Below are 12,083 nucleotides of genomic sequence, written 5' to 3'. Positions count from 1 at the left end.
GCTCGAACGTCCAGCCCTGTTGGGCACAATAGAGTTCCAGCACTTGCTTTTGGCGTTCCAAATCGTCTTTTTGGTCGTGGCTGGATACGCGGGCGTAGGCAAGCGTCTTACGGCTATCTTCTGTGGCACGGAATAGCTCCGGCTTGAGTTTCAACATATCGTAACGGCGGTGGTTACCGGAGGTGTGTTCTGGGATTAACCGACCTTCCGCTTCCCAGCGGCGCAGGGTGGGAACTGACACACCAAGGAGTTTTGAGGCTTCACTGATCGGGACTAATCTATTCATATTGATTAGTATAGAGTAGATTTAATTAGATTTTAATCGAACTGTTCAAACCCCTTGCCAGCCAACTACGCCGAACGGGCAGCAACACAAGGCGTGACGGTTGTGCCGGATACGACAACCCTTGACCGCCGCGCCATCCTCTACGCCGATACCCTCGCAGCCGCGCAACACGTCGCCACAGCCCTGCGCCACCCGTAACCAGACCATCACATAAATACCCCACAATCATGGCGTACAACTGCCTTCAAGCCCGAAACGTATTACAAAGCACCAAACGATCAAGGAATATCGAATGACTGCTGCATTACTGCAAGAATACCAACGCATCCGCCACACCAGTGCCGCCATTTGTGCACCGCTGGCGCGTGACGATTACCAACTGCAAAGCATTGTCGAAACCAGCCCACCCAAATGGCATCTGGGGCATGTAACGTGGTTTTTTGAAACCTTCCTGTTGCAAGCCTTTGTGAAGGATTACCAAGCCTTCCACCCGGATTACAACTACCTGTTCAACTCGTATTATCAAACGGTTGGCTCGATGCAGCCTCGTGGCGAACGTGGCTTGATGTCACGCCCCACCGTGGAAGAAGTCTACGCCTACCGCACCGCCATTGATGAACGCATCGCCGATCTGATCACCCACGCCGATGCCAGCCAGTGGCCTGAGATTGCCGCACGGATCACGCTAGGCTTGCACCACGAACAGCAACATCAAGAATTGCTGTACATGGACATTAAGCACAATTTCTGGCGTAACCCACTACGCCCGATTTACCTGCCCAAACCCTTACCCGAACAAGACGCTATCCCGCTGACATGGGAAACACGCGAAGGCGGCTTAATCGACAGCGGCTTCGACGCCGCCAGTTTCGCCTACGACAACGAACGCCCCCAGCACAAAGTCTGGCTGGAACCGCACCGCCTTGCCTCACGCCTAACTACTAATGCCGAATACCGCGCCTTCATCGAAGATGGCGGCTACCAACGCGCCGATTTGTGGCTCGCAGATGGCTGGTATTACATCAAGCAGCACGGCTGGCAAGCGCCGCTGTATTGGGAAAAACGCGATGGCGTGTGGCACGAATTTACCCTACACGGTTTCGCGCCACTCAACCCCAACGCACCCGTCGCGCACACCAGCTATTACGAAGCCGATGCCTTCGCCCGCTGGGCGGGCAAACGTTTGCCACTGGAAGCGGAACTCGAACACCAACTGCGTGAATTGCCACCTCAGGGACATTTCACCGACAGCAACACCTTCCACCCCCAAGCAGGCAGCGGGCAACACTACGGCTCACTGTGGGAATGGACAGCCTCGCCCTACACCGCCTACCCACGTTTCCAGCCGCTGGAAGGCAGCATGGGCGAATACAACGGCAAATTCATGTGCAACCAATGGGTGCTGCGCGGCGGCGCGTGCATTACCCCGCCTGACCATATTCGCCCCACCTACCGAAACTTTTTTTACCCCCATGACCGCTGGCAGTTCAGCGGCATTCGTCTTGCGGAGGACGTATGAACGCTACTTGCCCCAACACCACCAACGTGAGTTTTCACGATTATCAGCCGGAACTGGAAAGTTTCCGCCACGCCGTGCTGCACGGGCTGGCTCATGAACACAAGCAGATTCCGCCTAAATTCTTCTACGACGAACGCGGTTCGCAGTTGTTTGAAGCCATTCTGGAACAACCCGAATATTACGTGCCACACGTAGAAAAGCAGTTATACCGCGACTATGCGCCCGAAATTGCCACCTTGATCGGCGCAGAGTCCGTGTTGATCGAACCAGGCAGCGGCAGTTGTGAAAAAGTGCAATTGCTGCTGGATGCGCTGCGCCCGGCAGCCTATGTACCGATGGATATTTCCGGCGATTTCTTGCGCCAGTCAAGCGCAGCGCTGGGTGAAACGTTTCCGTGGTTACATATCCATGCCGCTTGCCTCGACTTTACCCGTGAACTCAAGTTGCCGCAGCACGTGCCGCAAGGCCGCCGGGTGGTGTTCATTCCCGGTTCCAGTCTGGGCAACTTTGATCTGCCGGAAGCGCAACATTTCCTGTTCCACATTGCGCAACTGGTTGGCAAAGGTGGCGGCTTGCTGATCGGGGTTGACCGCAAAAAGGACAAGGCCGTGCTGGAAACGGCTTATAACGATGCCGCTGGCGTCACCGCTGACTTCAACCTCAACCTGTTGGTACGCATCAATAACGAGCTGGGCGGCAACTTTGACCTGAACCAGTTTGCACATTACGCCTGCTATAACGAAGCTATGGGTCGGATTGAAATGCACCTCACCAGCCTGACCGCGCAACGGGTGCAAGTCGCTGGCAAAACCTTCTCTTTTCGTGAAGGCGAGCGTATCCACACCGAAAACTCCTACAAATACCATCCAGCAGAATTCATCGCGCTGGCAAGCGCCGCCGGGTTTACGTGCGAGCAACATTGGACAGATCCTGCTAATCTGTTCGGACTTTACTACTGCACCGTGCGAGCCTGAACCTATGCCAAGCCCTGACAGCCTCTTTCCATCAATCAGTCACTGCCTATACCTCAACCATGCAGCAATTGCACCGTGGCCACAGGTAACCGCAGATGCTGTAAAAGGCTTTGCCATGGAAAATGCCACTCAAGGCTCACTGCATTACCCACACTGGCTGACGGTGGAACAAGCCCTGCGCGAACAAGCCCGCCAACTGCTCAACGCCCCCGCAGCAGGTGATATTGCCTTGGTAAAAAACACCTCGGAAGGCTTGTCGTTCGTCGCCTACGGGCTGGACTGGCAAGCCGGGGATAATGTGGTCGGCATCCGTCAGGAATTCCCCTCCAACCGTTTTGTGTGGCAATCGCTGGCCAGCAAAGGCGTGGAATTTCGCCAACTGGATTTGACCGAACACGCCGCTGACCCTGAACAAGCCTTGCTGGCGCTGTGCGACTCGCGCACCCGTTTGCTCAGCATTAGCGCGGTGCAATACACCAACGGCTTGCGCATGGATTTGCAGAAAGTCGGTGAATTTTGCCGCGCCAATGGCATCCTGTTTTGCGTGGATGCGATCCAGCAACTCGGTGCCATCCCGTTTGATGCGCAACACGTGCAAGCCGATTTTGTCGTCGCAGACGGGCATAAATGGATGCTGGGGGCGGAAGGCTTGGCGCTGTTCTACGTGCGCCGCGAGGTGCAAGCGCAACTCAACCTGACCCAATATGGCTGGCACATGGCCGAAGGGCTCAGTGATTACAGCATGGAAACCTTCCAACCGGCGGTTGATGCGCGGCGCTTTGAGTGCGGCAGCCCGAACATGCTGGGGATTCACGCCCTGCACGCCAGCCTTGGGGTCTTGTTGGAAGCAGGAATGGATGAAGTGTGGGCGCAACTTTCCGCACGCATACAGTACCTGCTGGATGGGCTGGCGACGCTACCCGACATTGAAATCCTCAGTGATACCCGCCCGGAAAGGCGCTCAGGGATGCTGACCTTCCGTTCACGTACCCTGACGAATGAAGCACTGTTCAAACACTTACAGGATAACGGAGTATTTTGTGCACTCCGTGGTGGTGGTGTGCGGCTGTCACCACATTTTTACACGCCATTCGCGCATCTGGACAAAGTTTTGCAAACACTAGCATCATGAGGACACTTTTTGAGCTTGCTATTTATTATAAAAAAAATCTATTATTGCTCGATATAAAATCAACCTAGCTAGCGCAATCCCCAACAGGATGCACTATATTCAGACTTGGCCTCGACAGGGGCGTCATGCCAAGGCGAAGTAATTTGATGGTTGCAACCAAGAAAGACTTAATGACAATGAATAAGAAAAAAACCAGTTCATCTTTGTACAGCTCACCCATGATCCTTCATGGGCAAATTACCTTTTTATCCCGCCACGGCTCCACTTGGTTTTGGGGAAATATCTTTGCTGCTAGCCTGTTTATTCTACTGCGCTGGACAGAGCAGGATAACAACCTGCTGTTACTATTGGTTTGGTATGGTTCGATATTCGCCATGAATGTCACCCGTTGGCTATACGGGCAAAACTTTTTACCCTCACAACATTACTCACCCGAAGAATTACAAGCTTTTGGGCAACGTTATCTAATTTATTCGACATTAATAAGCGCACTATGGGGCGTATCAGGATTTATTTTATTTTCATCAGAACCTATTACCCAAGCCGTGCATGTACTTTTACTAGCGGGAGCCATTGTTGCCGCCATACCCGTTTTGGCATTATCTAGCTTCGCTTTATATGTTCAAATTGGTGCTGTCCTATTGCCTATCATTCTAAATCTGCTATTGCTAGGTGCTTATGTCCAGCAAACCTTGGCATTAGCAACAGTGTTGCTAGGTGTACTATTAGCGATGGCTTCTCGCTCTATTACCAGCTTGCTGAATGATCTTCACAAAGCACAAATACAAGTTCAGGAACAAGCACATACAGATCCCGTGACACAAATTTCCAATCGGCGTTATTTCGATAGCACTTTTAAAACGGAATGGCGACGTGCTGCCCGCGAAAGCAAACCTTTATCACTGTTAATGATCGATGTTGACCACTTTAAGCGCTACAACGATCGCCATGGACATCAAGCAGGTGACCAATGCCTACAAATTATTGCCCAATGCATCAAGGCTGTCGCTCGCAGAGCATCTGATGTAGTAGCACGCCATGGTGGTGAAGAATTTGTTATTTTATTACCCGATACCACCCCGGAAGATGCTGCTTTACTCGCAGAACGGGTTCGTAAAAGTGTAGAAGCTCAACGTGTACCTCACTCTGATGGCGCTATCCCTCGTATTGTCACGGTAAGTATCGGCGTATCCAGCTGCACGCCTAATGCTCCCTATGAACCTCATAACGTGCCGGAAACAATGGTTATCTATCCCGCCATGTTACTTAATGCGGCAGATCGGGCGCTTTATCGCGCCAAGCGTAACGGCCGTAATCAGATTGCTAAGGAAAACTGCGGTGAAGGTATTATACAACTCACCACTCCTTCTATAGCAGCCACTCATGCCGCATAAATAAATATCATCCATCACAGCTGTTACATTTTGTGACAAAAAGTTCACACTGAGTGACGAAAATAGGATTTTTATCATGGAAAAACATGATATAAAGTAGGATTCTTCTTTTTAGTAGAATCATAAGAACTATGGGTAATGGCTGTGCTGCATGAATATTAATAAAGAATCGATTATTGATGAGTTAAACGCCATCCTTACCAGTTCACGTTTCCGCTCTAGAAAGGTGATTAAAACTTTTCTACAATACGCTGTCTATGAAACATTAGCAGGGCGCGGTTCTGAGCTAAACCAGCAAAAAATTGCCACTCAAGCGCTGGGGAAATCAGCAGACTTCTCCCCGACCTATAATCCTTTGGTGCGTATTGAAGCCGGTCGGCTGCGCAAATTGCTAAAAGAGCATTACGCAGACCCCAACAATATGAGCGCGGTCATCATTGTCATGCCCAAAGGTAAGTATCAAATAGATTTCCTACCGGGTAAATGTTCTAGCAACACCACAACACCATTAACCCATGAGTTAGTCCCCCCTTTCACTGAAGGTCCTAAATTATTCTTATCCTGTAACATTCTTGATCCGCAACAGCAAATGACAGCCCCGCTTTGTCACCGTTTGCACAGTGGTCTATTACTTACGCTAAGTCATTTCCGCAATATTCGCCTAGTCACACAAAAGCACAACACAGATTACGTATTAACACTCGATATTCAGTCAGTTCCTGATGGCATCGAACTCTTTTTGCTATTAACCCATGCTCCCAGTGATGAGCTAGTGTATGCCAACACACTACATCTTCCCGCCGCTCCCAGTAAAACTGATCTCAATGCCATGTATTTACACATAGCAGCCAATACAGTTGCCCTTCACTCCGGCAAGATTATCTATCACTGGGCACAATACCAATTAAGTTTGACGACGCCTTTGGCCTCTCAACATGGGTCGTTAGTGCACTACATCGCATTTCTGCACAATATTACCCAAGATAGCTTCTGCACAGCATTGAATACCTGTCAGCAACGCCTGAAACACTTCCCAAATGATGACAAAGCATTGGTGATTTTTGCGCGATTATGTGGTTATGACCATGTATTGCAATATCACCTGATTAACCATTTAGAAGCAAAATGGACCTATGCAGCCCGCAAAGCCATGCAACTTGACTCTGAGAATGCTGAAGCACACTCCATTTTCGCCCATAATCGCTACTTCCTCGGAGACAGTGAGCTATGCAGAGCAGAACTGGAAGTCGCAAGAAAACTCAATCCATTTGACACATCTATTGAGTACCTTTACGGCTTCGGACTTTATCTAATCGATGAAGCAGAACAGGGAATACAAATTATTCATTCACTGATGCAAATTCCGTTCCCCCAACCTGACTGGTATCACGTGCTACCTTTTATACATGCGTTTAACTCAGGTAATTATCAAGAAGCACTCACGCGAGCAGAACGCATACAACACTTTGGCTATTGGGGAGAAATGGCTCGCTGCATCAGTTACTTTAAACTGGGTCAACTTGAGCGTAGTCGGCAAGAACTCAAAGAATTACTAGATCATTCCCCCCTACTGCTAGACAACAGCAACATTGATAATCGCTCAATTTTTTCACATAACACATTGAAACCAATACGTGATACTCTGAAAGAAATAAAAAAAATGGCAGGAATCACCTAATATTTAAATTTAATTGGTCAAAAAAATCATATTAAATAATTATCACGACAATAACCATTAGATAAACTAATGATAATTCAAAAAAATTGATTTAATTAATTACGATAAGAAGCTTATAAATCAATTTAGCTTATCTAACGCTGAATGGCGGGGACATTTTTCTTATGAATAGGATTTCGCAAGCCCAGATGTTAAGGACTCGGGCAGCAACAGTAATATTAATCGCAACCTTTTCTCTTGTGGGATGTAATAGCAGTAGCAGTTCTGTAGACAGCACACAACAAGATACCTCAGCAGCCAATACAACAGTTGTAGCTGCCAGCACAATAGACAGCGCATCAACAGCAACACCAGCCACAAACAGTACAGTTCTAGCCGCCTCTACCAATACACAATATAGCCTTGTCTCCAGCAGTGGACAAGTGACTGACTCCAGCACTATTCAACAAAATAGCTCGCTATCCTTCGGGTCAACCGGCTCAACAACCAATACTGAATCTAATGGCGCCGATATGACACCTCCCAGTGAGGCCGAACTAGCTGCCATGAAAATTTCCACCATGCCTACCGCACGGATTATTCAAGAATCCATACTAGGCTTTGATACACGCTACCAAATAAACCCTCCCAACACGTATCCAGAACGGGCTGTTGCCCTAATCACCTATAACAATAATAGCCATTGCACCGGATGGCTAGTCAGCAAAGACACCTTAGTAACCGCTGGACATTGCGTGCATGGCGGAGGAAGTAACGGGCTATGGGGCACGCTAAGTGCTTTCAAAATCTATCCTGGGTTTTCTGATGGCAATGCCCCTTATGGATTTTGCACCCCCAAAGAGCTGTATTCTTCTTCAGGCTGGATAAGCTCAGCAGATAGTGACTCCGATATTGGTATCATCAAATTAAATTGCGAAGTAGGCAACTCAACAGGGTACTTCAGTTATTTTGTTGCTAACCCAGTCGATAATACGGCCATTACCATCAATGGTTATCCCGGCGATAAAGCCAGCGGTACACAGCAATGGGGCAGTCAAGGAACAGTCTCGAACTCCACTGCATCCAAACTGTATTACGACAACGACACCATCGGCGGCATGAGCGGCTCACCTGTGTGGGTTAAGAATGGTGAAACCGCATGGGCTATCGGCATTCATACCAATGGTGAAAGCATTTTATCCCCCAACGCCAACTCAGGGCCACGTATTTCCCAAAATGTTTTTGACCTAATCACTGCGGTCAAAGCATTGCCGTAAACATACCCGCATCGGTAGGTGAATCCAGCAAGGCGGCGCGTTACAATGCCCGCCTTGCTTTTTAATGTATAACGCTGGATTCCTACCTGATTGTGAGCAACCTTATTCAAAAACGCGCCCTGCGCCTGCAAAACCTCCCCAAGCCCGAATACCCGGAAGAACTTCCGGTAGCGGTGCGGCGTGCCGAAATCATCAAGGCCATTGCAGCACATCAAGTCGTCATCATTTGCGGCGAAACCGGCTCCGGCAAAACCACCCAAATCCCCAAAATGTGCCTGGAACTGGAACGCGGGGTCAACGGCTTCATCGGTCACACCCAACCGCGCCGGATTGCCGCACGTAGCGTCGCCGCCCGCATTGCCGAAGAGCTCAAAGTGCAACTAGGGCAACAGGTCGGTTACAAAGTCCGTTTCCACGACCGCTGTTCACCCGACAGTTACGTGAAACTGATGACGGATGGCATCCTGCTGGCAGAAATCCAGCAAGACCGTTACCTCAAACAATACGACACCCTGATCATTGATGAAGCGCACGAACGCAGCCTCAACATCGACTTCCTGCTCGGCTACCTGAAATGGCTGCTTCCCAAACGCCGCGACCTGAAGGTAATCATCACCTCGGCCACCATCGACCCGGAACGCTTTTCACAACACTTTGATAATGCACCTATTATTAATGTATCCGGGCGCACCTACCCAGTAGACATCCGCTACCGCCCCTTGGTGGATGTGGATGCCGAAGAAGAATTCGAGCGTGACCAAACCCAAGCCATTCTGGATGCGGTGGATGAGCTGGGGCGCGAAGCCCCCGGCGACATCCTGATATTCCTGCCGGGCGAACGCGAAATCCGCGAAACCGCCGAAGCCTTGCGTAAGCATCACCCACCCGCCACCAAAATTCTGCCGCTGTATGCCCGCCTCTCCAATGAGGAACAGCACCGTATTTTCGAGCCACACGGACGCCGCCGCATCGTGCTTTCCACCAACGTCGCGGAAACCTCCCTCACCGTGCCCGGCATCAAATACGTGGTGGACAGTGGTTACGCTCGCATCTCACGCTATTCCTGGCGCGCGGGTGTGCAACGCTTGCCGATTGAAAAAGTCTCGCAAGCCTCTGCCAACCAGCGTTCCGGGCGCTGCGGACGGGTCAGCAACGGCATCACCATCCGCCTCTACAGCGAAGACGATTTCAACAAACGTCCGGTGTTTACCGAGCCGGAAATCCTGCGCACCAACCTCGCCGCCGTCATCCTGCAACTTGCCACCATGTGGACAGCGGATGTGGAAAATTTCCCGTTCGTCGAACCACCCGATACCCGGCTGATCCGCGACGGTTATAAACTGCTGTTTGAAATCGGCGCAGTGGATGCCGATTACAACGTCACCCCCAGCGGACACCAACTCGCCAAACTGCCACTCGACCCACGCTACGGGCGCATGTTACTGGCAGCGCAGGAAAACGGTGCATTACGCGAAGCACTAATCATCGTCAGCGCCCTGACATTGCAAGACCCGCGTGAACGCCCTTTAGATAAACAACAAGCCTCCGACGAAAAACACAGCCGTTTCAAGGACGAGCACTCCGATTTCCTCGGCTTCCTGAAACTCTGGGATTACTACCACGAACAACGTAAGCACTTGACCCAACGCAAGTTCCGCGAATTGTGCAAGAAAGAATTCCTCTCATTTATGCGCCTGCGCGAATGGCATGACATTCACCAACAACTCCATCAAATGCTCGCCGAAATGGGTTGCAAGGAAAACGAGACCGAAGCCAGCTACGACGCCATCCACCTCAGCCTGCTGACCGGCTTACTCGGTAATATCGGCATGAAGGATGAAGACCGCGAGTACATGGGCGCGGGCGGACGTAAATTCCACTTATTCCCCGCCTCCAGCTTGCGTAAAAAGCCCCCGCAATGGGTCATGGCTGCCGAGTTGGTGGAAACCTCACGCCTATTCGGGCGCACCATCGCCAAAATCCAGCCAGAATGGATCGAAAAACTCGCCGCTCACCTGTTACGCCACCATTACACCGAGCCACACTGGGAACAAAAGCAGGCGCAAGTAGCCGCGTTTGAACGCACCTCGCTGTACGGCATAACCATTACCCCGCGCCGCAAGGTCAACTATGGGCGCATTGACCCGGAAGTTTGCCGTGAAATTTTCATCCGCCACGCACTGGTCTACGGTGAATACCGCACCCCTGCCCCCTTCTTCCAGTACAACGCCGAACTGATCGCCGACATCGAAACGCTGGAAGCCAAAGGCCGCCGCCGCGACATCCTCGCCGATGAGCACCGGCTGTACGAATTTTATGAGCAACGCATTCCCGCCCATGTCGTCAACGGGCCTACCTTCGAGCGCTGGCGCAAAAAAGCCGAGCAAAAAGACAGTCAGTTACTGCACCTCAGCCGCGATTACCTGATGCAGCGCGAAGCCGGGCATGAAAAGAGCGGGCAATACCCCGATACCCTGTCCGTACAAGGCATGATTCTGCCGCTCCGTTATCACTTTGACCCCAAGGCCGAAGATGATGGCGTCACCGTGCGCGTACCCTTGCTCGGCTTGAACCAACTTGCCGTGATACGCTTCGAGTATTTAGTGCCGGGAATGCTCGAAGAAAAAATCACTGCATTAATTCGCGCCCTTCCCAAGCCCATACGTAAACAGTTTGTGCCCGCACCCGATTATGCACGAGCCTGCCTCGAATCTATCCAGCCCAGCGACACCGTTCCCTTGCAAGCTGCTGTCGAAAAACACTTGCTGCGCATGACCGGCAGCCAGATTCCCCCCGAAGCTTGGGTAGACGTGGCATTGCCCAACCATTTACAAATGCGCTTTGAAGTGGCGGATGAAACCGGCAAAGTCATCCGCAGCGGGCGTGATTTAGAAACCCTGCGAGGTAAGGTTCGCCAGCAAACCCGTCAGGAACTGGCATCCAAACCCGTGCAGTCCATCGAACGGGTTGGCATCACCGCGTGGGATTTCGGCGATTTGCCCGAACTTTATTGGCTGGAAGCAGGCGGAACAAAATTACGCACTTGGCCTGCCTTGGTCGATGCCAACAACAGCGTCACCATCCGCCTGTTTGATAATGAGGCCGACGCCACTCAAGCACACTGGCAAGGCGTCTTGCGCCTATTCCTGCTCACTTTGCCGGGTGAAGTGAAAGATGTACCCAAATACGTGCCGCACATGCAGACCTTGTGCCTGCACTACGCCGCCACTGGCAAATGCGATGAATTGAAGGAAAGCATTACCCGTTACGTTTTCCGCCAAGTCTTTGCGGACTACCTGAATATCCGTAAACAAGATAGTTTTGAACATGCCTTGGGTGAAGGCCGTCGCCAAATTTTCCCACAAACGCAGGAAACAGCCCGGCTACTCGCTCCCATCCTTGCGCTGTACCACGAACTGCGCAAGCAACTGAAAGGTAAAATGCAACCAAGCTGGCTGGAAGCCCTGAATGACATCAGTGATCAATTGAATCATTTGGTGTATGTGGGTTTTCTGGACGCAGTATCACCCGAGGAGTTACGGCATTTCCCGCGTTACCTCAAAGGTATTCAAAGGCGATTGCAAAAATTGGCGGAGAATCCGACCAAAGACAGGGCATTACGGGTACAAGTGCAACCGTACTGGGATCAGTGGAAAGCTGCTTCGGCTGCGCTCAGCAACCGGCGTTCCCTGAGCGTAGTCGAAGGGAATTCGAGCGAGTATCGCTGGATGCTGGAAGAATTCCGGGTATCGCTATTTGCGCAGGAGCTGGGAACCGCAAAGCCGGTATCGGCCAAGCGGCTGGATGAATGCTGGAAACAGGCTTGCCCGTAACCAGCATTATT

General features: G+C 51.1%; 9 protein-coding genes. 8 read left to right on the top strand and 1 reads right to left on the bottom strand.

Features of this window, described 5'->3' with window-relative positions:
* A partial coding sequence (locus tag Q394_RS0112570; RefSeq protein ID WP_038140689.1) for a MerR family DNA-binding transcriptional regulator occupies window positions 1-286 on the bottom strand: 286 nt, incomplete at its 3' end.
* 54 nt (window positions 287-340) lie between these two features.
* On the opposite strand from Q394_RS0112570, the gene Q394_RS22465 reads away from it, so the two are divergent.
* The 8 genes from Q394_RS22465 to hrpA all read left to right on the top strand — a co-directional run bounded on the left by Q394_RS22465 (window position 341) and on the right by hrpA (window position 12,072).
* Window positions 341-484 (top strand): hypothetical protein, encoded by a 144-nt coding sequence (locus Q394_RS22465; protein WP_156946866.1) that lies wholly within the window; start codon window positions 341-343, stop codon window positions 482-484.
* 94 nt (window positions 485-578) lie between these two features.
* Window positions 579-1,805 carry an ergothioneine biosynthesis protein EgtB gene (gene egtB, locus Q394_RS0112565; RefSeq protein WP_051543408.1) on the top strand — a complete coding sequence of 409 codons (1,227 nt, stop codon included), beginning with the start codon at window positions 579-581 and terminating at the stop codon, window positions 1,803-1,805.
* Window positions 1,802-2,779, top strand: a complete 978-nt coding sequence (egtD, locus tag Q394_RS0112560) for an L-histidine N(alpha)-methyltransferase (protein ID WP_028489582.1) — start codon at window positions 1,802-1,804, stop codon at window positions 2,777-2,779. Before egtB ends, egtD begins: the two co-directional genes overlap by 4 nt.
* Window positions 2,780-2,783: 4 nt before the next feature.
* Window positions 2,784-3,911, top strand: a complete 1,128-nt coding sequence (locus tag Q394_RS0112555) for an aminotransferase class V-fold PLP-dependent enzyme (protein ID WP_028489581.1) — start codon at window positions 2,784-2,786, stop codon at window positions 3,909-3,911.
* A 146-nt stretch (window positions 3,912-4,057) separates the two neighbouring features.
* A complete protein-coding gene (locus Q394_RS21560) occupies window positions 4,058-5,305 on the top strand; it encodes a GGDEF domain-containing protein (protein WP_051543406.1) in 1,248 nt (415 codons plus the stop codon).
* 151 nt (window positions 5,306-5,456) lie between these two features.
* Window positions 5,457-6,983 (top strand): tetratricopeptide repeat protein, encoded by a 1,527-nt coding sequence (locus Q394_RS21555; RefSeq protein WP_051543404.1) that lies wholly within the window; start codon window positions 5,457-5,459, stop codon window positions 6,981-6,983.
* A 164-nt stretch (window positions 6,984-7,147) separates the two neighbouring features.
* Window positions 7,148-8,239 (top strand): trypsin-like serine peptidase, encoded by a 1,092-nt coding sequence (locus Q394_RS20240; protein WP_084260460.1) that lies wholly within the window; start codon window positions 7,148-7,150, stop codon window positions 8,237-8,239.
* Window positions 8,240-8,331: 92 nt separating this feature from the next.
* The gene (hrpA, locus tag Q394_RS20235) at window positions 8,332-12,072 is read left to right on the top strand and encodes an ATP-dependent RNA helicase HrpA (protein WP_245606789.1); all 3,741 of its coding nucleotides are present in this window, start codon (window positions 8,332-8,334) and stop codon (window positions 12,070-12,072) included.
* Window positions 12,073-12,083: the final 11 nt, after the last annotated feature.

Origin of the sequence: Thiothrix lacustris DSM 21227, assembly GCF_000621325.1 — a bacterium.
In the GTDB taxonomy this organism is placed as follows: Bacteria; Pseudomonadota; Gammaproteobacteria; order Thiotrichales; family Thiotrichaceae; genus Thiothrix; species Thiothrix lacustris.
The sequence above is the reverse complement of the archived record's forward strand: the minus strand, read 5'-3'. Positions and strand labels throughout refer to the sequence as shown.

Bases quoted from the DNA above. Each gene is read 5' to 3' on its own strand.
- egtB (WP_051543408.1), top strand. From the start codon at position 579: ATGACTGCTGCATTACTGCAAGAATACCAACGCATCCGCCACACCAGT.
- egtD (WP_028489582.1), top strand. From the start codon at position 1,802: ATGAACGCTACTTGCCCCAACACCACCAACGTGAGTTTTCACGATTAT.
- Q394_RS0112555 (WP_028489581.1), top strand. From the start codon at position 2,784: ATGCCAAGCCCTGACAGCCTCTTTCCATCAATCAGTCACTGCCTATAC.
- Q394_RS21560 (WP_051543406.1), top strand. From the start codon at position 4,058: ATGGTTGCAACCAAGAAAGACTTAATGACAATGAATAAGAAAAAAACC.
- Q394_RS21555 (WP_051543404.1), top strand. From the start codon at position 5,457: ATGAATATTAATAAAGAATCGATTATTGATGAGTTAAACGCCATCCTT.
- Q394_RS20240 (WP_084260460.1), top strand. From the start codon at position 7,148: ATGAATAGGATTTCGCAAGCCCAGATGTTAAGGACTCGGGCAGCAACA.